This is a genomic window from Streptosporangium sandarakinum (assembly GCF_050942225.1).
In the GTDB taxonomy this organism is placed as follows: domain Bacteria; phylum Actinomycetota; class Actinomycetes; order Streptosporangiales; family Streptosporangiaceae; genus Streptosporangium; species Streptosporangium nondiastaticum.
This window is the reverse complement of sequence record NZ_CP192034.1, coordinates 1,744,768-1,768,733: the sequence shown is the minus strand read 5'-3', so window position 1 is coordinate 1,768,733 and position 23,966 is coordinate 1,744,768. Positions and strand designations below refer to the sequence as shown.

21 protein-coding genes are annotated in these 23,966 nt (G+C 71.0%); 6 read left to right on the top strand and 15 right to left on the bottom strand.

What is annotated here, in order from left to right:
* Positions 1–17: 17 nt before the first annotated feature.
* From ACQP10_RS08400 to ACQP10_RS08385, 4 genes are read right to left on the bottom strand one after another with little or no spacing between them, the layout of a single operon-like run.
* Positions 18–578: a GTP-binding protein gene (locus tag ACQP10_RS08400; protein WP_179822947.1), complete on the bottom strand. Its 561-nt coding sequence runs from the start codon at positions 576–578 to the stop codon at positions 18–20.
* A 10-nt stretch (positions 579–588) separates the two neighbouring features.
* Positions 589–1,116: a DUF742 domain-containing protein gene (locus ACQP10_RS08395; protein ID WP_376770461.1), complete on the bottom strand. Its 528-nt coding sequence runs from the start codon at positions 1,114–1,116 to the stop codon at positions 589–591.
* A gap of 24 nt (positions 1,117–1,140) precedes the next feature.
* On the bottom strand, positions 1,141–1,554 hold the full coding sequence (locus ACQP10_RS08390; protein ID WP_218912001.1) for a roadblock/LC7 domain-containing protein: 414 nt from the start codon (positions 1,552–1,554) through the stop codon (positions 1,141–1,143).
* Positions 1,555–1,566: 12 nt separating this feature from the next.
* Complete coding sequence (locus ACQP10_RS08385) at positions 1,567–4,686, bottom strand: nitrate- and nitrite sensing domain-containing protein (RefSeq protein ID WP_433541148.1); 3,120 nt, start codon at positions 4,684–4,686, stop codon at positions 1,567–1,569.
* A gap of 360 nt (positions 4,687–5,046) precedes the next feature.
* Here ACQP10_RS08385 and ACQP10_RS08380 point away from each other — a divergent pair, with 360 nt between their 5' ends.
* The 4 genes from ACQP10_RS08380 to ACQP10_RS08365 are packed head-to-tail and all read left to right on the top strand — an operon-like array spanning position 5,047 to position 8,463.
* Entirely contained in the window at positions 5,047–6,036 is a 990-nt protein-coding gene (locus ACQP10_RS08380) for an ABC transporter substrate-binding protein (RefSeq protein WP_346020880.1), read from the top strand.
* Entirely contained in the window at positions 6,033–6,809 is a 777-nt protein-coding gene (locus ACQP10_RS08375; protein WP_346020881.1) for an ABC transporter permease, read from the top strand. Before ACQP10_RS08380 ends, ACQP10_RS08375 begins: the two co-directional genes overlap by 4 nt.
* Positions 6,806–7,597, top strand: a complete 792-nt coding sequence (locus ACQP10_RS08370; RefSeq protein ID WP_355639845.1) for an ABC transporter permease — start codon at positions 6,806–6,808, stop codon at positions 7,595–7,597. The genes ACQP10_RS08375 and ACQP10_RS08370 overlap by 4 nt, the downstream gene beginning before the upstream one ends.
* A gap of 23 nt (positions 7,598–7,620) precedes the next feature.
* Positions 7,621–8,463 carry an ABC transporter ATP-binding protein gene (locus ACQP10_RS08365; RefSeq protein ID WP_346020883.1) on the top strand — a complete coding sequence of 281 codons (843 nt, stop codon included), beginning with the start codon at positions 7,621–7,623 and terminating at the stop codon, positions 8,461–8,463.
* Positions 8,464–8,798: 335 nt separating this feature from the next.
* On the opposite strand, the gene ACQP10_RS08360 is transcribed toward ACQP10_RS08365, so the two are convergent.
* The 7 genes from ACQP10_RS08360 to ACQP10_RS08330 form a co-directional block, all read right to left on the bottom strand.
* Positions 8,799–10,055 (bottom strand): flavin-dependent oxidoreductase, encoded by a 1,257-nt coding sequence (locus ACQP10_RS08360; RefSeq protein ID WP_433541147.1) that lies wholly within the window; start codon positions 10,053–10,055, stop codon positions 8,799–8,801.
* A gap of 136 nt (positions 10,056–10,191) precedes the next feature.
* Positions 10,192–10,731: a GTP-binding protein gene (locus ACQP10_RS08355; RefSeq protein ID WP_346020885.1), complete on the bottom strand. Its 540-nt coding sequence runs from the start codon at positions 10,729–10,731 to the stop codon at positions 10,192–10,194.
* A gap of 7 nt (positions 10,732–10,738) precedes the next feature.
* Positions 10,739–11,140: a DUF742 domain-containing protein gene (locus ACQP10_RS08350; RefSeq protein ID WP_179819102.1), complete on the bottom strand. Its 402-nt coding sequence runs from the start codon at positions 11,138–11,140 to the stop codon at positions 10,739–10,741.
* A 9-nt stretch (positions 11,141–11,149) separates the two neighbouring features.
* Entirely contained in the window at positions 11,150–11,572 is a 423-nt protein-coding gene (locus ACQP10_RS08345) for a roadblock/LC7 domain-containing protein (protein WP_179819103.1), read from the bottom strand.
* On the bottom strand, positions 11,569–14,724 hold the full coding sequence (locus tag ACQP10_RS08340; RefSeq protein WP_433541146.1) for a nitrate- and nitrite sensing domain-containing protein: 3,156 nt from the start codon (positions 14,722–14,724) through the stop codon (positions 11,569–11,571). The genes ACQP10_RS08345 and ACQP10_RS08340 overlap by 4 nt, the downstream gene beginning before the upstream one ends.
* A 122-nt stretch (positions 14,725–14,846) precedes the next feature.
* Positions 14,847–16,253, bottom strand: coding sequence for an aminobutyraldehyde dehydrogenase (locus ACQP10_RS08335; RefSeq protein WP_346020887.1), 1,407 nt, complete (start codon positions 16,251–16,253; stop codon positions 14,847–14,849).
* Positions 16,254–16,336: 83 nt separating this feature from the next.
* Positions 16,337–17,608, bottom strand: coding sequence for a glycosyltransferase (locus ACQP10_RS08330; protein ID WP_346020888.1), 1,272 nt, complete (start codon positions 17,606–17,608; stop codon positions 16,337–16,339).
* A 127-nt stretch (positions 17,609–17,735) separates the two neighbouring features.
* Between ACQP10_RS08330 and ACQP10_RS08325 the strand changes: the two genes are divergently transcribed.
* Positions 17,736–18,344, top strand: coding sequence for a TetR/AcrR family transcriptional regulator (locus ACQP10_RS08325; protein WP_189246053.1), 609 nt, complete (start codon positions 17,736–17,738; stop codon positions 18,342–18,344).
* Here ACQP10_RS08325 and ACQP10_RS08320 read toward each other — a convergent pair.
* Genes ACQP10_RS08320 through ACQP10_RS08305 form a run of 4 tightly spaced genes read right to left on the bottom strand, consistent with a single transcriptional unit; the run spans position 18,338 to position 22,578 of the window.
* Positions 18,338–19,804, bottom strand: a complete 1,467-nt coding sequence (locus ACQP10_RS08320; RefSeq protein ID WP_433541145.1) for an ATP-binding cassette domain-containing protein — start codon at positions 19,802–19,804, stop codon at positions 18,338–18,340. The two genes, ACQP10_RS08325 and ACQP10_RS08320, sit on opposite strands and share 7 nt — an antisense overlap.
* Entirely contained in the window at positions 19,804–20,577 is a 774-nt protein-coding gene (locus ACQP10_RS08315; protein ID WP_346020890.1) for an ABC transporter permease, read from the bottom strand. Before ACQP10_RS08315 ends, ACQP10_RS08320 begins: the two co-directional genes overlap by 1 nt.
* Complete coding sequence (locus ACQP10_RS08310) at positions 20,570–21,451, bottom strand: ABC transporter permease (protein WP_346020891.1); 882 nt, start codon at positions 21,449–21,451, stop codon at positions 20,570–20,572. Before ACQP10_RS08310 ends, ACQP10_RS08315 begins: the two co-directional genes overlap by 8 nt.
* Complete coding sequence (locus ACQP10_RS08305) at positions 21,448–22,578, bottom strand: polyamine ABC transporter substrate-binding protein (RefSeq protein WP_346020892.1); 1,131 nt, start codon at positions 22,576–22,578, stop codon at positions 21,448–21,450. The genes ACQP10_RS08310 and ACQP10_RS08305 overlap by 4 nt, the downstream gene beginning before the upstream one ends.
* A 454-nt stretch (positions 22,579–23,032) precedes the next feature.
* Here ACQP10_RS08305 and ACQP10_RS08300 point away from each other — a divergent pair, with 454 nt between their 5' ends.
* A complete protein-coding gene (locus ACQP10_RS08300; RefSeq protein ID WP_433541144.1) occupies positions 23,033–23,878 on the top strand; it encodes a hypothetical protein in 846 nt (281 codons plus the stop codon).
* Positions 23,879–23,966: the final 88 nt, after the last annotated feature.

Genomic DNA, 23,966 nt, shown 5'->3' with positions numbered 1-23,966 from the left:
GACTGACGCCCCGGAGATCAGCGTCCCCAGCCGGGAACGGCCATCCGCGTGGTGAGCGCGTGCTCGACCAGCGTGATGAGCGTGGCCTTCACCGCGTCGCGCGAGCGCGCGTCGGTCCGAGAGATGGGGATGTGCGGGGCCAGTGTCAGCGCCTCGCGCACCTCCTCCTCCGCGTGCAGGTAGGCCCCGTCCCAGCCGTTGATGGCCACGACGAAGGGCAGCCCGGCCTCCTCGAAGTAGTCGATCGCCGGGAAGCAGTCGGCCAGCCTCCGGGTGTCGACCAGCACGACCGCGCCGATGGCGCCCTTGACGAGGTCGTCCCACATGAACCAGAACCGGTGCTGACCCGGCGTGCCGAACAGGTACAGGATCAGGTCCTGGTCCAGCGACACCCGGCCGAAGTCCATCGCCACCGTGGTGGTGGTCTTGTTCGGGGTCAGCCCCAGATCGTCGATGCCGGCGCTGGCGTCGGTCATCACCGCTTCCGTGGTCAGCGGGAGGATCTCCGAGACCGACCCCACGAACGTGGTCTTGCCAACACCGAACCCACCGGCGACGACGATCTTCGTCGAGGTCAGGCCGCCGGGATTAGAGCCTGCGAAGTCCACTGAGCACCCTTTCCAGCAGGTTGAGATCCGGCTTGCCCGCGTCGAGCTGCGGCTGGTGCAGCTGCACCAGACCTTCGGCCGCCATGTCGGCGACGAGGATCCGGGTGACGCCGAGGGAGATGCGGAGCATCGCGGAGATCTCGGCGACCGAACGCACCTGCCGGCACAGCGCGCTGATCGCCTGATACTCCGGGGTGCGGTTGGACAGATCATGATGTGCGGACGTCGCCGAGGAGACCAGGGCCTCCATGGCGAGCTGGATGCGGGGGGCGGTCCGCCCCCCGGTCATCGCGTACGGCCGCACCAGGGAGCTCTGCTCCCCCGGCGGAGGCTGCACGACGTGCGAGGGCGGCATCCCGTGCGACCGCTGGGAGTCGTCCACCGGCCACCCGTGCGGCCGCTGGGGGTCCTCCACGGACCACCCGTGCGACCTCTGGGGGTCGTCCATCGACCAGGAGGGCGGCCCGCTCAGCGGGCCCCCGTCACCCGGCCAGTCCCGGTTTGCCACGGCATCCTCCTGGGGTCGTCGTCATCACCGTGGTTGGGCGGCTTGGAGTTCGGCGCGCACGGCGGGCGTCAGCACCTGCCCGGCGCGCTCGACCAGCAGGGTCATCTGGTAGGCCACCAGGCCCATGTCGCAGTCGGCGGCGGCCAGCACCGCCAGGCAGGAGCCGTCGCTGATCGACATGATGAGGAGCAGCCCGCGCTGCATCTCCACCACCGTCTGGGTGACCGCGCCGCCCTCGAAGACCCGGGAGGCTCCCTGCGTCAGGCTGATGAGACCGGCCGCGACCGCCGCCAGCTGGTCGGCCCGGTCCCGGGGGAAGCCGTCGGAGTACGCCAGCGGCAGTCCGTCGGACGAGACGACGACCGTGTGCGCCACACCCGGGACGTTGGTCACGAAGTCGGTGATCAGCCAATTGACCCCCCGGGCGGCCTGGCTCATTTCACGCACGTGTCATCCTCCTCGACGACCTTGATGAGCTCGCTCACCGGTCCTCCTTGTTAGCTTCAACGTCCCGGCCGAAGTCCGGATACGGCCTGTCCTCGCCGGCCTCGCCCCTGGCGGCCGCGCGGCCCTGCCGTACGCCCTTCTGGAAGCTCGCGAGCCTGTTGCGCACCGCCTCGGGGGAGACGTTGGGCCTGAGCGCGGGGGCGGGGGCGGACGCTCCGAGGTCGGGCGAGACCGTGCCGGGCACGAGGTTGGCCTTGGGCACGCGCTTGGGCAGCCCTGACCCGGTGAGGCCGCCGAGCGTCGGCTCGGCCACCGCCCTGGCCGCCTGCCAGCCCGCGTCCGCGGGCGAGGACCAGGCGTCCGCCGTCGAGGCGGTCTCGGGTTCGCGGGCCGGCTCATGGGCGGGCTCGTGGGCGGACGCGGGGGCCTGCGCCACGGGCTCGGCCTTCTTGAACCAGTCGGACTCGACCGCGGCGAAGATCGGCAGGAACTCCTCCTTCGCCTCCTCCATGGGCGAGTGCTCCTGTACGGCCGGCAGCGGGCCGGTGTTCTCGGCCTCCTCCGGGCCGCGGCGGCCGAGCGGCCCGGGCGCGTCGGCCGGCGGCCATCCGCCGGAGTCGCCGGGCCGGGCGGGCGGGACGGACCAGGCGCCCGAGTCGCCGCCGCGCGCCGAGGTGTCGGACCAGATCGAGTCGCCACCGCGCGCCGAGGTGTCGGACCACATGGAGTCGCCGCGCGCCGGGGCGTCCGGCCAGGCCGGCGCGCCGCCGCGTGCGGAGGCGTCGGGCCACACGGGCGCGTCGGCCCGGGAGGTCGTCGACCACTCGGAGGCGGACCCCGGCGGCGGCACGTGACCGGGCCAGGGGTGTCCAGCGGCGCCCGGCCCGGGTCGCCGCCCGGCGCGGGCCGCGGCGCCTCCGCCGAGCCGAACTGCCAGGAGGCGTCGAACGAACCGAAGGGCTGCTGCCGCCGCTGGGTGGCGTCGAACGAGGAGAACGAGGAGAACGAAGAGGACGCCGCCGAGTCGAACGCGGTCGGGCTGGACATCACCGCCGACCGCTCCAGGGAGGCCGAGGACGCGGCCCAGTCCACCGGGGCCGCCGGCTTGGCCGGGGCGCCCGACATGGAGACCAGCGAGTCGGGCAGCAGGATCATCGCGGTCAGGCCGCCGCTGTCCTGCTGGCGCAGCTGCACCCTGATGCCGTGCCGCAGGGCCAGCCGGCCGACCACGAACAGGCCCATCCGCCGGGAGACGGAGACGTCCACCACCGGCGGGTTGGCCAGCCGCCAGTTGGCCTCGGCGAGCTCCTCCGGGGTCATGCCGATGCCGATGTCGGTGACGGAGACCATCAGGCCGCCGCCGTCGATGCGGTTGCTGGAGACGACGACCTTGGTCTCCCGGGGGGAGAAGGAGATCGCGTTCTCCACGAGCTCGGCGATCAGGTGGACGACGTCGTTGACGGCCGTGCCCGCGACGGACACGCCGCCGGAGACCCGCAGGTCGACCCGTTCGTAGTTCTCGACCTCCGACAGGGAGGCGCGGACCACGTCGATCAGCGGGACCGGCTGGCTCCACCGGCGGGCGGGCTCCTGCCCGGCGAGGACCAGGAGGTTCTCGCTGTTGCGGCGCATGCGGGTGGCCAGGTGGTCGAGCCGGAACAGGCTGCCCAGCCGGCCCTCGTCCTGCTCGCCCTGCTCCAGGCTCTCGATGAGGGCGAGCTGGCGCTCGACGAGCGTCTGGCTGCGCCGCGAGAGGTTGACGAACATCGCGTTGACGTTGCTCCGCAGCGTGGCCTCCTGGCCCGCCAGCCGTACGGCCTCGCGGTGGACCTCGTCGAACGCCCGGGCGACCTCACCGATCTCGTCGGCCGACGCCACGCCGATCGGGGTGACCTCGGCCGCGGCCGCCTCGCCGCGCTCGCGCAGGCTCTGGACGGTCTCCGGGAGCTTGCGGCCGGCGATGTCCAGGGCCTCGCTGCGCAGCCTGCGCAGCGGCTTGACCAGCGACCGGGCCATCAGGACGGTGATCAGCAGGACGACCGCGAGGAGGGCGGCGACCGCGCCGGCGACGATCAGACCGCTGCGGCGCTCGGCGTCCCGCAGCTCGGCGCTGCGCGTGATGACGGCGTCGGAGATGTCCTTCTCCACCGCGCGCATCTTCTCCACCCGGTCGGTGGCCTGGTCGAACCACCGGCTGGCCTCGGTGCCGCGGCCCGCGGAGATGCGCCGGAGCTGCGCCCCCTCCGCGCCGAGCACGAGCGCCCGGGCCCGGGTGAACTCGGCACTGTCGATCTTCCGGCCGGTGACGGTGTCGTCGTAGTGCTGGCGCAGCTCCAGGGACGCCTCGGAGCGGAACGCCTCCAGTTCGGTGTCGCGCTGCGCGCGGGCCGCGGTCATCGCGTCGAGGCCGGTCGTGTCGAAGCGGCCGGTCTGCAGGGCGACGGCGAGCGTGGCGCGCTCCTTGGACGCCTCGTCCTTGGCGCGGGCCAGGGCGCCCAGGGCGGCGGCGTTCTTGATCAGGGCGGTGTCGGACTCACCCTGGGTGACGTTGTCGTGCAGCGACAGCAGGTCGACGATCGCGCGGGAGTAGGTCTGGATCGCCGCGTGGGGCTCCAGCTGCGTCTTGACGACGGCGTTGCGCAGTGAGGAGATCTCCCTGATCCGGTTGCCGACGCGCTGGAACTCCTCGGCGGAGATCTGGTCGAGAGCGCCCCGGCTCAGCTCCAGGTTCGTCGTGACCTGTGTGGCGGCGTCGTCCACGACCTGCTGCTGCCTGCGCACCTGGGAGAGCATGTCGCCGTTGCGGCCGGCCGCGATGAACCTGGCGGACATGTCGCGTTCGCGGGCGAGCTCGTGGGCCAGCGCGGAGAGGCGGCTGACCAGGGTCGCCGCCTCGTTGAGCTGCCGGTAGTGGTCGGCGCGCTGGAGAGAGGACACCACGCTCTGCGCACCGAGGGCGATGCCGACGAGGGTGGGGATGAGGACCAGCGCGACGAGACGCGTGCGGACGCGCCAGTTCTTCAACGCCAGTCGGCGGCCTGTCTGGGACGGCTCGCCTTGGTCGCCGGGACTCGCGGCCATGGTGCTTGGTTCGCGGTCGTCCGGGGCTGATTCAGTGGTCACCGGCCTGGGTTACCTCTCACCGGACTATGGGGGGCATGCACGTGTGTAACGCGAGACGCCGAATGAGGCGTCTGGCAAGCGTGACCTATTTGAGCATAGCCATACCGATGTGGCGAATAAGACAAAACTTGTCAGAAGAGTCCATGAAAAATGGGACAAAGGGGAATAATCCCCATGAATAGGGTCGAGATGCCCCTAAGGTGTAAGAGCCGATATACCCATATATAGCTGTCCTCCCTGGGCGTGACGATCTCCATCCGCTAAGCTGGCGCGCCGTTGCGCCGCAGCCCCCTCTGACATGGGCTCTAATGACCCTCATACGAGCGGAGCGCGGATTCCCCCCTCAGCTAAGGAGACTCCATGAGGACCGGACGTGCCGTCCGTAACGCCCTCATCGGCCTTGTGGCGGCTCTCGCCCTGGCCGCCTGCGGCAGTTCGGGCACCGACGAGGCCAAGCCCGCCGCGGGTGGCGCCGGCCTGGAGAAGACCAAGCTCAACATCGGCGTCGTCCCGGTGCCCTCCTCGGCCCCCCTCTTCATCGCAATGGAGAAGGGCTTCTTCAAGGCCGAGGGCCTGGAGATCAAGACGGAGACCATCCAGGCTCCCCAGCCGGTGATGCCCAAGATCCTCAACGGCGGCATCGACGCCTTCCTGACCAGCTACGTCTCGCTGATCACCATCACCGACTCCGGCATGGCCAAGCTCAAGATGCTCGCCGAGTCGCAGCAGGGGGCCCCCGGGGTCAACGGCGTCGTGGTCACCAAGGACTCCCCCATCAAGGAGCCGAAGGACCTCAAGGGCAAGAAGATCGCGGTCAACACGGTCAAGGCCCTCGGTGAGGTCACCGTCAGCGCCCAGCTGAAGATCCACGGCCTGGCCCCGAGCGACGTCACCTTCGTGCCGGTGCCCTTCGCCGACCAGCTCACCCAGCTCAAGGCCGGCACCGTCGACGCCGCCTGGCTCACCGAGCCCTACATCTCCGCCGCGCAGAAGGACCTCGGCGCCCGCCTTCTGATCGACACCCTGTCCGGCCCGACCGAGAACCTCCCGCTGGACGGCTGGGCGACCACCGCCGACTGGATCACGAAGTACCCGAAGACCGCCGCCGCCTTCCAGCGCGCGATCGGCAAGGCGCAGCAGATCGCCGCGACCGACCGGCAGGAGCTCAACAAGGTCATTCCGACCTTCACCCAGATCCCGGCCGAGGCCGCCTCGACCATGGCGATCGGCACCTTCTCCACCTCGCTCAACGCGACCCGCATCCAGCGCGTGGCCGACCTGCTGAACGAGTTCCAGATCACCAAGAACAAGATCGACGCCACGACCCTCGTGGCGGCGCCCTCACAGTGACGAACGCAAGAAGGACACTCCGCGGCGTCCTCGGCGTCGCGGGGTTCCTCCTCGTCATGGAGGCGCTCGGCCGGACCGGGATCATCGATCCCTACCTGATCCCCCTCGCCTCCACCATCCTGACCGGCGCCGCCCGGCTCCTCGCGAACGGCGAGTTCCTCTCACAGGTCGGCGTCACCCTCTCGTCCTGCGCGATCGGCCTGCTGCTCGCCGTCGCGGTCGCCGTGCCGCTCGGCATGGCGATGGGCACCGTGCCCGCCGTCGAGCGCTCGCTGCGGCCGCTGGTGGAGTTCCTGCGGCCGATCCCCTCGCTGGCCCTGCTGCCGCTGGCGATGTTCCTGTTCCTGTCCGGCGAGCAGGGCAAGATCGCGCTCATCGTCTACACGTCCTGCTGGCCGCTGCTCATCAACACCCTGTACGGTCTGCGCGACGTCGACCCCCTCGCCAAGGAGACCCTGCGCTCCTTCGGCTTCGGCTCCTACGACGTCGTGCGGCTGGTGTCGCTTCCCAGCGCGGCGCCGTTCATCACCACGGGCGTGCGGATCGCGGCCTCGGTGGCCCTCATCGTCGCGGTGAGCGTGGAGCTGGTGGCCGGCGGGGACGGCATCGGGGTCTTCGTGACCCAGGCCGCGTCGGGCAACCGCCGCGACGTGGTGCTCGCCGCCACGCTGTGGACGGGGGTCATCGGCCTGCTGGTCAACTCGCTGCTGGCCAAGGCCGAGAGCCGGCTGTTCCGCTGGCACCGGGCCCGGGCCGGGGAGGAGGCGCTGTGAAAACGATCGTGTCGCGGATCGCCTGGCTGTGGATCCTGCCGGTCGTCCTCGTCGCCTGGGAGGTGTCCACCCGCGCCGCCCAGGCCGTCTACTTCCCTCCCCCCTCGGTCATCCTGGCGCGCCTGCACGAGCTGTGGTTCTCCGGGCCGGCCGCCCACGTCTTCCTCACCGACGAGGCGGCCCACCACCTGCTGCCCAGTCTGGGCCGGCTGGTGGCCGGCTGGGCCGGCGCCTGCCTGGTCGCCATCGCGGCGGGCGTCGCGCTGGGCCGTTCGGCGGTGCTGTGCGACGTCTTCAGCCCGCTGATCCACTTCTTCCGCTCGGTGCCTCCGCCCCTGCTGATCCCGATCTTCATGACCATGACCGGGATCGGCACCCCGCTCCAGCTCACCGCCATCGTCTTCGGCGTCTCCTGGCCGGTCCTGCTCAACTCGCTGGACGGCGCCCGCTACGTGGACCGGCAGTACCTGGAGACGTGCGAGGTCTTCGGGATCTCCAGGTTCCGGAGGCTGACCAGGGTCATCCTCCCCGCGGCGTCGCCCAAGATCTTCGCGGGGCTGCGGATCAGCGTCGCGCTGGCGCTGATCATGATGATCCTCTCGGAGTTCATCGGCAGCACCGAGGGGATCGGCTACCGCATGCTGGTCGCCCAGAGCGAACTCGACGTCCCCACGATGTGGACCGCCATCGTCCTTCTGGGGATCCTGGGTTTCGTGCTCAACGCCGCGTTCCTGCGCTTCGAACGGCACGTGCTCACCTGGCACCGCGGCGCCCGCAAGACCGACTGACACCAAGAAGAGGTAATCCGGACATGCTGGAGATCAGCGACCTCACCCATTCCTACGGGGCGTACCAGGCCCTCGGCGGGGTGAACCTCACCGTCGCGGAGGGCGAGCTGGTCTGCGTCGTCGGGCCCTCCGGATGCGGGAAGTCGACGCTGCTGCGGTCGATCGGGGGGCTGCTGCGCCCCACCGGCGGCCGGGTCCTCGTGCAGGGGCGCCCGGTGGAGAAGGTCCCCGACGACCTGGCCATCGTCTTCCAGGACTACAGCCGCTCGCTGTTCCCCTGGATGACCGTGGCCGACAACGTCTCGCTCCCGCTGCGCCGCAGGGGAGGCGACCGCAGGTCGCGCGAGGCCGCCGCGGTGGAGGCGCTGGAGCAGGTCGGCCTGCCCGCCGCGGCCGGGAAGTACCCGTGGGAGCTGTCGGGCGGCATGCAGCAGCGGGTGGCCATCGCCCGCGCCCTGGCCTACAAGCCCGCCCTGATGCTGATGGACGAGCCCTTCGGGTCGGTGGACGCGCAGACCAGAGAGGACCTGGAAGACCTGGTGCTTCAGGTCCGCCGCTCCTCCGGGATGACGATCGTGCTGATCACCCACGACATCGACGAGAGCGTGTACGTGGGCGACCGGGTCGTGGTCCTGTCGAAGTCCCCGGCGACGGTGGTCGGCGACCTGCGGGTCGAGCTCCCCGAGCCGCGCGACCAGATCGCCACCCGGGAGCACCCCGACTTCGTGCACCTGCGCGCCGAGGTCGGCCGCCTGGTCCGCGGCATGCGGAGCGGCGGGCCGGCCACCGCCCCCGAGGCGGAGGCCGCCTCTCCCGGGCAGGACCCGGCTCCCGCCGAGCCGGCCCCCGCCGCCCCGAAGGCCTGACGGACCGGCCGGTGAGGACGCGCGCCCGCCCGGACGGGCACGCGCCACATCAGGCCTTTTGAATGATCATTTAAAAAGAGAGAACTCTTTCCCCGGGACGGAAGTGCTGGTCCCGGGGTTTTTCATATCCCGTTCCACTATCGGCGTTGAATTAACCCGTCCGGCCGATACCTGATTCCGGATCGTGACGAATCCGATGTCCGGCGGTCATCCGGAAAACACGGTGAACCGGCGGCCGGCGAATGTCCACGGCACGCGACGGAATCGACGGCCGTCGCCGGACGCGGAACCGGCGGCCGGAAATCCGGCACCGGCCCGCGGGAATTCCCCGGACGTCAGGTCGCCGGATTCCCGACGCTCCACGAGGGCCGCTCGTTGAGGAACGCGACGTCCATGTCCGTCATGCGCCGCTGCCCCTCCGCCATCTCGGCCAGCTCGGCGGGGGTGAGCACCTCGGAGACGTCGCCAAAGCCGTACGGCGCCCGCTCGGCGACCGTCGCGATGGTCCGCTCCATCGGCATCTCGCGGTTGGCCAGCACCAGGGGCGTGGTGGCGGGCCTCCGCTCCTCCTCGTAGGCGGCCAGGCCCGCGGCGGGCCCCAGGACCGCCAGGTGGCGGGCCAGGATCCGGGCGTCGAGAACCGCCTGGGACCCGCCGTTGGAGCCGACGGGGTACATCGGGTGGGCGGCGTCGCCCAGCAGGGTCGCCCGGCCCCGGCCCCAGGAGGGCAGCGGCTCCCGGTCGACCATGGGGTACTCCAGGATCCGGCCGGCCCCCGACAGCAGGCCGGGCACGTCGAACCAGGGCAGCTTCCAGTCCGCGAAGTGCGCGAGCACGTCCTCCGGCCGGCCCTGCCGGGTCCAGTCGGCCACGGGTGCCGCCTCGCCTCCCTCGGCGACCTTCACCTCGGCCACCCAGTTGATCCGGGTCCGGTCGGGCGAGACGGGATAGGCGACGAACTTGCACGAGCGGTTGGAGCCGGCGATCAGCATCGTGGCGCCGTCCAGGAACGGGCGGCTCCGGGTGATCCCCCGCCACATCCGGATGCCGCTCCACAGCAGCGGCCCGCCGGACGGGTGCAGCCTGGCCCGCACGGCCGAGTGCAGGCCGTCGGCGCCGACGAGCGCGTCGGCGGTGATCCGTACCGGCTCGCCGGTGCGGGCGTCCCGCAGCGAGGCGGTGACCCCGTCCGGCCCCTCGGCGAGGTCCTCGAAGACCAGGCCGGTCATGACGGCCCGCTCGCCGAGCCGCTCGCGGACCGCGGCGAGCAGCGACATCTGCAGCTCGCCGCGGTGCACGGAGTACTGCGGCCAGTGGTAGCCGGCGGCCCTGCCCCGGGGCAGCGACAGGATCACGTTGCCGAAGCGGTCGGCGTAGATCTGGCGGGCGGTCGGGACGCCGATGGCCGCCAGCTCGCCGCCCAGCCCGAGCTCGGTGAGCTCCCTGACCGCGTGCGGCTGGAGGTTGATCCCGACGCCGAGCGGCCTCGGCTCCGGAACCGACTCGGCGACCACGCAGCCGATCCCCGCGGCGTGCAGACTGAGGGCCGCGGTGAGACCGCCGATACCTCCGCCGATGACCAGTACGCGCATGGCTCTCCCCGTTCGCGCCGGTTTTCCGGAACCCCTTCGTCATCGGGGCCGCGTGCCGCGGGGTTACGGCACGGACCCCGCCCCGGACCGTGGGGCCGTACGGCCTGGCGATCCGGGACGGGGCCCGTGCCTCGTGTCACACCCTCAGCGTGAGGACGTGCTCCACCAAAGTGATCAGGGTCGTCTTCACCGCGTCCCGGGACCGGGCGTCGGTCCGGACGACGGGGATGTGCGGGGAGATCGTCAGGGCCTCCCGCACCTCCTCCTCGGCGTGGATGTGCGCGCCGTTGAAGCCGTTGAGGGCGACGACGAAGGGCAGCCCGGCCTCCTCGAAGTAGTCGATCGCCGGGAAGCTGTCGGCCAGCCTCCGGGTGTCGACCAGGACGATCGCGCCGATGGCGCCTTTGACGAGGTCGTCCCACATGAACCAGAACCGGTGCTGACCCGGCGTACCGAACAGGTACAGGATCAGGTCACGGTCCAGCGAGACCCGGCCGAAGTCCATGGCCACCGTGGTGGTCCGCTTCGTCGGTATGTGCGAGAGGTCGTCTACCTCCGCGCTGGCCTCGGTCATCACCGCTTCCGTGGTCAGCGGCATGATCTCGGAGACCGCGCCGACGAAGGTCGTCTTGCCGACGCCGAATCCTCCGGCCACGACGATCTTCGTTGACGTCATTCCGGCGTCAGAGCCTGCGAAGCCCACTGAGCACCCTTTCAAGCAAGTTGAGATCCGGCTTTCCGGCATCCAGCGACGGCTGGTGGATCTGCACCAGGCCCTCGGCCGCCATGTCCGCGATCAGGACTCGGGTGACGCCCAGCGGCATGCGCAGCAGAGCCGAAAGCTCCGCGACCGAGCGCACCTGCTGGGACAACGAGATGATCGCCTGATACTCCGTGGAGAGCGTAGCCGAATCCACGCTCACGAATGTCGCCGAGGAGACCAGTGCCTCGAGCGCGAGCTGCATCCGGGGCGCGGTTCTTCCACCGGTCACAGCGTACGGGCGAATCAGCCGGTTCCGCCCGCTCTTGGCCTGGGGCGGGGCGGGGGATTCGTCTCCCTGGCCGCGCCAACCTGGTGCGTCCATATCACCTCCCTATCGCTGGGCCGACTGCAGCTCGGCCCGCAACGCGGGCGTGAGCGCCTGTCCGGCACGCTCAGCCAGCAACGTCATCTGGTAGGCCACCAGGCCCATGTCACAGTCCGGCGAGGCCAGCACGGCCAGCGCGGACCCGTCGCTGATCGACATCGTCAGCAGGAGGCCCCGCTGCATCTCGATCACGGTCTGGACGACCGGGCCGCCCTCGAAGACCCTGGAGGCTCCCTGCGTCAGGCTGATGAGGCCGGCGGTGATCGCGGCGAGCTGGTCGGCGCGGTCCTTGGGGAATCCCTGGGAGTAGGCCAGCGGGAGGCCGTCCGCCGAGACGATCACGGCGTGGGCGACCCCGGGCATCTCCTTGACGAACTCGGTGATCAGCCAATTGAAGCCCCGAGCGGCCTGACTGAGTTGGTGGTTCACTGCTTCTCTCTTTCGGCGGCGTTCAGCCGCTCGTTCATCTCAGCACGGCCCTGGCGGATGCCCTGCTGGAAACTGGAAAGACGGCTGCGCACCCGCTCCGCGGAGAGCGGGGGGATCGGCGGGGGCGAAGCCTGGGCGGGAGCGGCGGATCCGGGGACGAGGTTGGCCTTCGGCACCCGCTTGGGCAGGCCCGAGCCGGTGACCCCGCCCAGTGACGGCTTGTCCACCGCCTTGGCGGCGGCCCAGCCCTCGTCGGCGGGGCTGCTCCACGGGGTCCTGTCGACGGACCTGGGCTTCCGGACGGGCAGCGGTTCCTCGGCGGAGGGTTCCGGCCGGTTGTCCGCCGTCTTCTCCGGTTCCGGGTCGGTCTCGCCGAGGTCGGGCGGGGACTCCTGCTCGACGGAGGCGCTGCTGCGGAACCAGTCGGAGCCCACCGCCGCGAAGATCGGCAGGAACTCCTCCGGCTCCGGCTCCGTGGCCGACACCTCGACCGCGGGCAGGAACTGGGTGTTCTCCGCGGGCTCCTTGAGCGGCGGGGACCAGGGGTCGGCGGGCGGCATCTCCGGCCAGGACGGCGAGGGTGCCGAGGGCGTCCGGGGCGGCTGCCCCGCCCCGGGCCGTCCCGGCCCGGGCTTGTCCGCTCCGGGCCGGCCCGGCCCGGAGGGCTGTCCCGGCGCCTGGGTGGGCCGCGCCGACGGGAAGGCCGGCGGTACGGACGTCAGCGGCGACGACCACAGGTCCTCCACCGCGGAGGCCGGGACCACGGGCGCCGACCACAGGTCGGCCGCCGGGGAGGCGGCGGGCGGCTGCGCGGCCGGCGGCCGCTCCGGGGTGGAGGGCTGCGCGGGCGCGGCGGGCTTGCGGGGGGAGTCTCCCCAGCCGGCCCCGAACGGGTCGGGGCCCGCGTCCCCGGGTGTGCCGAAGATCGAGGAGGTGTCGCTGAACGAGCCGCCTGCGGATCCGCCACCGAACGGATCGGCGGAGGGCGCGCCGCCGAACGGGTCGGCGACGGACGTTCCGCCGAACGAGTCCTGGGCGACGGAGGCGCCGCCGAACGAGTCCGGAGCGACCGAGGTGCCGCCGAACGAGGTCCCGCCGAAGGCATCGGAGAAGGAGGTGCCGCCGAACGACGACTGGGAGGCGCCCGGGCCCGTCAGGGCCAGCTCCGGCATCGAGGACTTGGCCACCACCTGCGGGGGCAGCATGACGACGGCGCTCAGGCCGCCGCTCTCCGGGCGGCGGAGCTGGACGCGGATGCCGTGGCGCATGGCCAGACGGCCGACCACGAACAGGCCCATCCGGCGGGACACCGACAGGTCCACGGCGGGAGGCTCGGCCAGCCTGCGGTTGGCCTCGCTGAGCTCCTCGTCGCTCATGCCGATGCCGGCGTCGCTGACGGCCAGGATGACGGCGCCCGTCTCGTTGGTGTTGCTGCTCACCGTGATCTTGGTGTCCTGCGGCGAGAAGAAGATGGCGTTCTCGACCAGCTCGGCGATCAGGTGGACGATGTCGTTGACGGCCGAGCCGATGAGCGAGACGCCGCCCTCGACCCGCAGCGCCACCCGCTCGTAGTTCTCGACCTCCGACAGGGAGGCGCGGACGACGTCGCTCAGCGGGACCGGCTCGCTCCACCGGCGGCTCTGCTCCTGGCCCGCGAGGACCAGCAGGTTCTCGGAGTTGCGGCGCATGCGGGTGGCCAGGTGGTCGAGCTTGAACAGGTTGGCGAGCCGGCCCTCGTCCTGCTCACCCTGCTCCAGGTCGTCGATGAGGTCGATCTGCCGTTCCACGAGCGACTGGGTGCGCCGGGAGAGGTTGACGAACATCGCGTTGACGTTGCTCCGCAGCCGGGCCTCGTCGCCCGCCAGCCGGATCGCCTCGCGGTGGACCTCGTCGAACGCGCGGGCCACTTCCCCGATCTCGTCGCGGGAGGCCACCCCGATGGAGGGCACCTCGACGTCCGGGGCGTGGTCGCCGGACTCGCGCAGCGCGCGGACCGTCTCGGGCAGCCGGGTGTCGGCCACCTCCAGCGCCTCGCTGCGCAGCCTGCGCAGCGGCCGCACCAGCGTGCCGGCCACCCAGGCGGTGATCAGCAGGATCAGGACCAGCAGGACGGCGATCGCGGCGCCGAAGATGATGGCGCTGCGCCGCTCGGCGGCCTCCAGCTCCTGGCTGCGGGCGACGACGGCGGAGGACATGCCGCGCTCGACCGAGCGCATGCCGTCCACCAGGGCCGAGGAGTTGTCGAACCAGTCGTTGATGCCCAGCGTCCGCGGCAGACCGCGGTTCTCCCGCAGACGGGACAGGGCCAGGGTCTCCCGCATCCGGGACATGACCAGGGCGCGCGCGGCGTCGGCCTGGGCGGCCTTGGGGGTGTCGGTGGCGTTGTCGAAGCGCTTGACGTCGGCGGGCGAGGCGGCGGCGCGGAATGCTGCGACCTGGTTCAGCTGGTTCTGCCAGGCGCCCAGGAACTGCGCCGGGTCGTCGAAGTCGAAGCGCCCCTCGATGCGGCCGACGAGCAGGATGCCGCGCAGCCGGGACGCCTGCTCCCTGGCCTGGGTCAGCGCGCCCAGCGCGAGCGCGTCACCGATCAGGCGCTCGTCGCCGCCGCTCCGGCCGAGGTCGTCGTTGAGGGTGGTCAGGTCGTCGATCATGCGCGAGTACATGTCGAAGGACGCGCGCGGCAGGATGCCGCCCTCGGTGAGCGGCTTGCGCAGGCCGGGCAGGCCGCGCAGCCAGTTGCGCATCTGCGTCGTCTCGGTGCGGACGCGGGCCGGCTGGTCGGGGCTGAGCGCGTCGATCGTGGCGAGCACGTCGGCGCGGGTACGGTCCACCTCCGCGCGCTGCTCCCGGACCTTGGCGAGCCTGCGGCCGTTGCGGCGGTCGGCGATGTACCAGGCGGTGAGGTCGCGCTCCTCGGCCAGCTCGTAGGACAGGGTGCCGAGCTTGTCGACGAGCGTGGCGACCTCGGTCATCCTGCGGTACGCGTTCGCGCCGGACAGCGAGCCGGTGAGCTGGAGCCCGCCCAGCAGCACGGCGGCGGCCGTGGGGAGCATGATCAGAGCGACCAGTCGCGGGCGTACTCGCCAGTTCGACGGCAGCAGTCTGCTCCCGGCGGTCGACGCGCGGCGGCTCCGGCGGTCTTGTGTCTTCACTGGCCTACGTAACCCCTCGCCGGATTCGGATGCGGCGCAGACAATTTGAACACATCCTTTATTTCACTTCGAATGGCGTAAATGCTGCTATATCGCCATAAAAAGGACAAAACACCGGGCTGTCACGCGGGCCGAAAAGAGGCCCTGGCCTCGGGGTCCTGGTGCTTGATCATAAGGTGCCGCGTGACCGAATACTCCTGTACGGCCTCTTGGCTCATGTCCTTGCCGAAGCCGCTCTGCTTGACCCCGCCGTGCGGCGCCTCCGAGGCGATCGGCAGGTGGTCGTTGACCCACGTCACGCCCACGTCGAGCCGGTGCGACACGCGCAGCGCCCGCGCCACGTCCCGCGACCAGACCGACGACGCCAGGCCGTAGGGGGTGTCGTTGGCCAGGCGGACCGCCTCGTCCTCGCCGTCGAAGGGCAGCACCACCAGCACCGGACCGAAAAGCTCGCCCCGCACGATCTCGCTGTCCTGGCGGGCGTCGGCGATCAGCGTCGGCGGGTAGTAGTAGCCGGGACCGTCGAGGGGAGCGCCGCCGCAGAGCACCGAGGCGCCCTCGGCCGCCGCCCGCTCGACGAACCCGTGCACCCGGGCCCGGTGCCCGGCGGAGACCAGCGGGCCGATGTCGGTGGCGTCGTCCCAGGGGTCGCCCACCCTGACCTGCGCGAGCGTCTCGCGGAGTGCCTCGACGGCCTCGCCGTACACCTCGCGGGAGACGTAGACGCGGGTCGCGGCCGTGCAGTCCTGCCCGCTGTTGTAGGTGGCGCCCATGGCCACCCCGCGCGCCATGTCGGCCAGGTTCGCGTCGCCGAAGACCAGCGCCGGGGCCTTGCCGCCGAGTTCCAGGTGGACCCGCTTGAGCGAGCCGGCCGCCCCGCGCATGACGGCCCGGCCGGTCTCGGTGGAGCCGGTGACGCTCACCATGTCCACACCCGGGTCGCCGACCAGCGCCTCGCCCACCTCGGCGTCGCCGAGGACGACCTGGAGCAGCCCCTCGGGGGCTCCGGCCCGGGCGAACAGCTCGGCCAGCCGCAGTGTGGTGCCCGGCGTCTGCGGCGCGGGCTTGATCACCACGCCGTTGCCCGCGGCCAGGGCCGGGCCGATCTTCCACACCGCCATCACGAGGGGGAAGTTCCACGGGGAGATCGAGGCGACCACGCCGATCGGGCGGCGGACCAGCACGGAGGTGTAGCCGGAGCTGAACACCCCCGCCCCGGTGCCGTCCAGCGAGCGGGCCGCGCCGGCGAAGAAGCGGAGGTTGTCGGCCGCGAACGGCAGCTCGCCATCGCGGAACACCGCCGCGGGCTTGCCGGTCTCGGCGACCTCCAGCCGGGTGAGCTCCTCGGCGTCGGCCTCGACGAGATCGGCCAGGCGCAGCAGCACCTTCGCCCGCTCCGCCGGGGTGGCCTCGCTCCACTCCGCGTACGCTGCCCGCGCCCGCCGTACGGCGGCGGCCACCTCCGTGACGGGGGTGTCGGCGACCTCCCGCAGAAGCTCGCCGGTCGCCGGATTGATCAACTTGCCCATGGTCGTTTCCTCGTGGTGGTGTGCGGGGTTTCCTGGCCGTCCCGCCCGGCCCCTCGGGTGGAGGGGCCCGGCGGGGGCGGACGTCAGGCTCCGGCCCGCTCGATCAGGTCGGCGGCCCTGCGCAGGCCGTCGCGGCGGCGGATCTCCTCGCCGGCCGCGGCCAGGCGCTCGCGGAGCGCGGTGTCGCCGAGCAGCCGCTCCAGCGCGCCGGTCAGCTCCTCGTCGGTGAAGGTGTAGGTGCCGAGCCGCACGCCGTAGCCGAGCTCGTGGACGCGCTGCGCGTTGTCGTACTGGTCCCAGAACAGGGGCAGCAGGATCATCGGCTTGCCGAAGTGCAGCGCCTCGGTGGTGGTGTTGTTGCCGCCGTGGGTGATGACCAGGTCCACCATCGGCAGGATCGTGGTCTGCGGGACGGTCTCGGCGCCCCACATGTTGTCGGCGAGCTTGATCTCCTCGTGCAGCGGGCCCATGGAGACGATGAAGCGGTACGGGGTGGTGGCCAGCACGTCGATGACGCGCTGCATCAGCTCGACGTCGGCCGAGCCGAGCGAGCCCAGCGAGAAGTAGACCAGCGCGCCGTCCCGGGAGGCCAGCGACTCGGGCAGCTCGAACTCGGCGTCGGTCTCGCGGACCGAGGAGTCCAGGCGGTGCCAGCGCTCGTCCAGCGGCCGGGCGTCGGTGTAGTCGGCGATCTCCGGATAGACGTAGAGGTTCAGGTCGCCCTCGTGGATGAAGTCCAGGTCGGGCAGCGGCTCGGTGCCCTGCTCGACGCACCACTCGTTGAAGGCGCTCCACAGCTCCCGGTGGGTGCGGTCGTACTCGGCGCGGAAGGCGTCCCACTCCGAACGGTCACCGGAGGGCAGGCCGGAGAAGACCGGCGGGATGTTCTCGCCGCGGGCCTCAAGCGGGTTGCACGAGACGATGCGGACGAACGGCTTGCCCGCGGTCAGCAGCGCCGGAAAAGTGATCACATTGTCCTCGACGATCACATCCGGCCTGACCCGCTCGATAATCTCCTTCAGCCGCGGCTCGCAGTACTTCACACCATCGATCAGGGCTTCCCAGATCGGCTTGGTCACCGTCTCCAGCTGTTCGGCGGTCGTCTTGCGGTATTCCGGCGCGGTGTCGCGGATGAAATCCTTCCAGAACTGCCCGGCGTCCTGCTCCTCTTCGGCCGGCGGCGCGAGGTCGACCAGGTCCTCCTCGAATCCGAGCGCTTCCAATTTGCCCTTCCAGGACGCCTCAGCTGCGAAGACGACCCGGTGACCGCGCTTGCGGAGAATGTCACCGATGCCGATGCAGTTGTTCGTCGGCCCGTAAGCGCTCTCCGGCATGAACAGGATCGTGAGCGACATCACGCCTCCGTATGTTGTGGTGTTCTGGGCTTTGAAGAGTGATTCAATTCTGTGTCTGGCTAAATCGCCGGAAAGGGGTCACCATGGACCCCGGGCTCACAGCTTTCTTTTCAACGAGCGGGGTATCATGACGCGCAAGAACCGGGCGGATCGGCGGCTCGATCTCATAGCGGCCGCGCACCGGGCGATAATCCGGCACGGCACCGACGGAGTCCACCTCAACCACGTCGCCGAGGAGGCCGGGCTGACCTCCGGGGCGGTGCTCTACCACTACCCCCAGCTCGGGGACCTGCTGGTCGACGCCCACCACGCGGGGATGGAGCGCTTCTACGAGCAGCGGCTGAAGCGGATCGCCGGCATGCGCGACCCCGTCGAGAAGCTCGTCGTCACCATCCGCTCCGGCCTGCCGCACGGGCCGGACGACCCCGACGTGCGGCTCCTCAACGAGCTGGGCGGGGCGGCGCCGCGCAACCGGATGTACGCCCTGCTGCTCACCACGCTCTACGACCGCCAGGTCTCGCTGTACCAGAGCGTCCTGGAGACCGGGGCCGCCCTGGGGACCTTCACGCTCGCCGACGACTCCCTGGTCATCGCGCGCAACCTGGTCGCGCTGGAGGACGCGTACGGTTACCGCATAACGGCCCGCCACCCGGTGATCGGCCCGGAGGAGGCGGCGGAGCTCATCCTGGCCTACGCCCGGACCGCGACGAACAACCCGCTCAAGACGTCTCATTGAGGCACCAGAACCCCGTCGTCCGCCGCCCAGTGGAGGGCCACCGCCGATCCCGTCCGGACCCTGGTGGCCCCCTGGGCGGCGACCAGGACCGGCGCCGGGCGTCCCGGCACGACGACGGAGATGTGCGAGACGCCTCCGTAGAAGCTGACGTCGGCCACCTTCCCCCGCAGCACTCCCCCGTCCTCCGGAGCGCCGGAGTCCTTGGAGCGGTCCGGCACCTCGCCGGGGTCGTCCCCGGAACCTTCCGCGGCATCCCCGGCGCCCTCTGAGGGTCCGGCGGCATCCTCCGGTTCCGCGCCCTCCGGCTCCTCCGGTTCCGCGCCCTCCGGCTCCTCCGGTTCCGCGCCCTCCGGCTCCTCCGGTTCCGCGCTTTCCGCCGTCTCCGGCTTCTCCGCGCTCTCCGGATCCTCCGAGACCGCCTCTTCCACGCTTTCCGCCGTCTCCGGCTTCTCCGCGCTCTCCGGATCCTCCGAGACCGGCTTCTCCGAGACCGGCTCCTCTGAGACCGGCTCCTCCCGCGGAGACTCCGCCGCGGGCTCCGGCTCCGGCTCCGGGGACTCTCCCGCGGGCTCCGGGGACTCCGCCGGTTCCTCCGGGGCCTCCTCGTCGGGCACGCCGAAGTCCTCCAGCCGGATCCGTTCCGGCCGTACGGACAGCAGCGCGGGAGTCCCCTCGGGCAGGTCCCCCGTGCCGGGCAGGACGCCGAGCGCGCCGCCGTCCAGGCCACCGTCGTGGACCGCGCCCTCGAAGAGGTTGCTGGCCCCCACGAAACCGGCGACGAACGGCGTGCGGGGCCGCTCGTACAGCGCCACCGGCTCGTCCACCTGCTCGACCCGGCCCGCGCTGAAGACCGCGATCCGGTCGGCCAGCGACATGGCCTCCTCCTGGTCGTGGGTGACCACGACGAAGGTGATGCCGACCTCGTGCTGGAGCCGCTTCAGCTCCAGCTGCATCTCCGCGCGGACCTTCTTGTCCAGCGCGGACAGCGGCTCGTCGAGCAGCAGCAGCCGGGGCCGCTTCACGATCGCGCGGGCCAGCGCGACCCGCTGCCGCTGGCCGCCGGAGAGCTGCTGCGGCCGGCGCCCGGCCATCTCGGCCAGGCCGACCTTCGCGAGGACCTCCTCGACGCGCTCGCGGATCTCGGCCCGGGGCAGCCGTTCCCGCTCCAGGCCGTAGGCGACGTTCTTCGCCACGGTCATGTGCGGGAACAGCGCGTACGACTGGAACATGAGGTTGATCGGGCGGCGGTGCGCAGGCAGCGAGAGCAGGTCGGCGCCGTCGAGGGTGACGGTGCCGGAGTCGGGGCTCTCGAACCCGGCGAGGATCCGCAGCAGCGTGGTCTTGCCGCAGCCGCTGGGGCCGAGCAGCGCGAAGAACTCGCCCTGCCGGATGTCCAGGGAGACCTCCGACAGAGCCGTGACCTCGCCGAACCGGCGGCTGACACCTGTGATCTGCAGCATTACGACAGAGACTCCGTCAGTCGGGTCATCCGCTGGGCCACGATCACCACGGTGAAGCTCACCGCCAGCAGCAGGGTCGCCAGCGCGTTGATCTCCGGGGTGACCCCGAAGCGGACCATTGAGTAGATGACGATGGGCAGGGTCGGCGTGGTCGGCGCCGCGGTGAAGAACGCGATGACGAACTCGTCGACGGACAGCGTGAACGCCAGCAGCGCGCCCGCGGCCACACCGGGCGCGAGCTGCGGCAGCGTGACGCGGAAGAACGTGGCCAGCGGCGTGGCGCCGAGGTCCCGGGACGCCTCCTCCAGGGAGGCGTCGGCGTGGGTGAGCCGGGTGCGGACCACCGCGGTGACGAACGCCATGCCGAACACGGTGTGGGCCAGCAGCACCGAGTGCAGCCCGAGCGTCATCTTGACCGCGGCGTAGAACACCAGCAGGCCGATGCCCAGCACGAGGTCGGGCAGCACGGCCGGCAGCACGCCCAGCGCGTCCAGCACCCGCGACCTGGTGTGGCGGGCCAGGCCCACCGCGAGCAGGGTGCCGAGGACGGTGGCCAGTACCGTGGACCCGGCGGCCACGACGAGCGTGTTGACCAGGCCCTCGCGGATGGTCGCGTTGCCGGCGAGCTCGCCGTACCACTTCAGGCTGAACCCGTCGAAGACGTAGGGCGACTTCCCGGCGTTGAACGACATGCCGACGAGCACCACGATCGGCGTGTAGAGGAAGACATAGGTCACCCAGAAGGGCACGTACAACAGGCGCGGTCTACGCACGACGGGAACTCCAGGCCTGCAGCAGCAGCAGGACGATCAGTACGGCGAGCAGCGCCAGCGACAGCGTGGCGCCGAACGGCCAGTCGCGCGCCTTGAGGAACTGGTCGCGGATCAGGTTGCCGACCATGATCGATCGCCCGCCGCCGAGCAACTCGGGGATGATGAAGTTGCCGAAGCTCGGCACGAAGACGAACAGGCAACCGGTGAGCACGCCCGGCAGGGTCAGCGGCAGCGTCACCGACACGAACGTGCGGGCCGGCCGGGCGCCGAGGTTGGCCGACGCCTCACGGAGCTGCGGGTCGAGCTTCTCGATCGCGGCGTACAGCGGGAGCACCATCAGCGGCAGGTATGAGTAGATCAGGCCGGTGACGATGGTGCCCTGGTTGTACAGCAGCTCCAGCGGCTTGTCGACCAGGCCGAGCTTCACCAGCGCGGAGTTGACCAGGCCGGGGCCGCTCAGTAGAACGATCCAGGCGTAGATGCGGACCAGGAAGTTGGTCCAGAAGGGCAGCACGATCGCCACCAGCGCGATCGTCTTCCACTTCCGCGGCAGTTGCGCGATCAGGTAGGCCGTGGGGTAGCCGACGAGCAGGGCGATCAGCGTGGCGAGCCCGGCCAGCTTCAGCGAGCCGACGACCACGTCGAGGTAGAGCGGGTCGAGCAGCCGGGTGAAGTTCTCCCCCGTCGCCTCGTAGACGACGCCGCCGAACCGTCCCCGGCGGAACAGCGTGTAGCTGAGGACCAGCGCCAGCGGGACGAGCAGGAAGGCGACGAGGAAGGCCAGGCCGGGGCCGAGGAAGACGAGCCGCCCCAGGGCGCGCGACCGGTGCGGCCGCCGCCGGGCGGCCGTACCGGGGGCGGTGGAGGCGGTCACTGCTTCGCCGAGACCTCGGTCGCCAGGCGGGTGAACTTCGTGGAGTCCTCGCCGAGGTCGACGATCGACTCACCCTGCAGGAGCTGGGCGGGGGTCATCTGCAGCGGGGTGTTGTCGGCCTTGAGCTTGGCGTCCACCTGGTCCATGGCGGCCTTGTTGGGCACCTTGTACAGGATGTTCTCCGCGGCCCAGCCGTGGATCTCCGGGCTGAGGATGTAGTTGATCAGCGCGTGGGCGGCCTCCTTGTTCTTGGAGGACTTCAGGATCACCATGGTGTCCACCCAGAGGTCGCTGCCCTCCTTGGGCACCACGAACTTGATGTTCTTCTCGGTGGTGGGGCACCAGCCGTCCCACGCCTCCACCATCACGGCGTCGCCCGCCTTGAGCAGGTCGCCGAAGGTGGTGTCGTCGTACTTCAGCAGGTGGGGCTTGGCCGCCAGCAGCTTCTCCTTGACCTTGGCCAGCTCCTCGTCGCTGCGGGTGTTGACCGAGTAGCCGAGCGCCTTGACGGCGGGCAGGGCCAGCCAGCGCTCGGTGGTCATCATCGTGACCTTCTTCTCGGCGTCGGCGGGCGGGTTGAGGATGTCGTTCCAGCTCGCCGGCGGCGTCTTCACCAGGTCGGTGCGGTAGCAGATGCCGGTGGTGCCCCAGGTGTAGGGGACGGAGAAGACGTTGCCCTTGTCGTAGGCCAGTTCCTTGGCCTCGGGGTAGAGGTTGGCGAGGTTGGGGATGAGCTCGGGGTGGAGCGGCTCCAGCAGCCCGGCCTCGTTGAGCGCCTGGGCGTACTGGCCGGAGACGAACGCCACGTCGATGCCGGTGTCGGCGCCCGAGGTCAGCTTGGCCATGGCGATCTCGTTGGTGTCGTGCAGCGTCACCTTGAGGTCGAACTTGAGCTTCTCCTTGACCTTCTCGGGAAGCTCCTTGGGCGTGTAGCCGTCCCACACGGTGACGGTGACGCTTTGTTTCGTCAGGTCGGCGTTCGGGTTGAGCTGTGCGGCCGCGGCGGTGGCGCCGGAGTCCGCGGCGGTGGTCTCTCCGGAGCCCCCGCCGCAGGCGGAGACGGCGAGGGCCAGGCCGGTGACCAGCACGGCGGCGGGAAGGGAACGAGGGGACCGAGCACGGAACACGGCCGCTACTCCTTCGGAATTCAGGTTAAGTGGGGCAGCCCGGCCGTAACGGACACGGCAGACCAAAGCAGGAGTGTTGCAGGCAAGAATATCTTGAGCAAGACTTTGCCCCACAACGTCACAGGGAAGTTTGATCAGTTTGTTAAATCCACGTTCAATCTGGGCGCGGCTCGGGACCCCGCCACGCGCCGGGGATGGGCGCAGCAGCGAACTCATTAAGGCTCTGACCAGGGAAATCCCTTCGCCGTTCGCCGCGAAGCACTTCCGGTCGCTTCCCGGTACGCATGTCCAGGGCTTTTCAACTCTTATTCAAGTTGAGGCCGTTTCCGAGGGGTGCCCCCCGGTCGAGCGGGGCTTCGACGTCGACCAGACGAATCACTCAGTGATCATCGGCGACAGCGTGGTTGTGAAGTGGCTCACTCCCCCCGCCCCGCTTCCCCAACCGGCTCCGGAGATGTTCGCCCACCTGACCGAGGTCGGTTTCACCGCCACCGCCACGCCGTACGCGGCGGTGACGCGGCGCGAGGGCGGCGACGACGGCGAAGGCGCGGGTGAGGTGCTCCTCGCCCTGGTCACCGCCTACCTCCCCGACGCCTCGGACGGCTGGGAGTGGTGCGTGGACGAGGCCGCGCGCGGCGAAACGGCCTTCGCCACCGAACTCGGGACGCTGGCGGCCGACCTGCACGCGGCCCTCGCCACCCCCTCGACCACCATCCCCCGCCCGGTACGGCACGCCCCGATCAGCCCCGAGCCGTCCGCCCGGGCGCTGGCGGCGCTGGAGGAGGCGCTCACGCTGACCGGCGGCGAGGACGGCGACTGGCTCGCCTCCCACGCCGGCGCGCTGCGCGCCGGGCTCGCCCCGCTGACCGGCGCGGGGCCCACCCCGCTGATCCGCATCCACGGCGACCTGCACGTGGGCCAGATCCTGCGCTGGCGCGACGGCTACGCGGTGATCGACTTCGACGGCAACCCCACGGTCACCGGCGCCGATCCCTTCCAGCCCGCCGCCCGCGACCTCGCCCAGCTGACCACCAGCGTCGACCACGTCGCCCAGGTGGCGATCAGGCGCCGCGGCGCCGACCCGGCCGCGGCCGGCGCCTGGGCGGCCGCCGCCCGCACCGCGCTGGAGACGGCCTACCGTGCCCGCCTGGCCGAGCGCGGCCGGTCGGACCTGCTGGACGACTCCCTGCTGCGGCCCTTCGAGATCGAACAGGAGTGCCGGGAGCTCATCTACGCCGCCCGTCACCTGTCGCGCTGGCGCTACGCGCCGATGGGGGTCCTGCGGTCCTGGTACGGCTGAGCCGCCGTCCCCTCATCCCCGGGCCCGCCACGGCGTGCCCGCGCGGGGACCACCCCGCCGACCCCCGCGAACCCACGAGAAGTTCCGG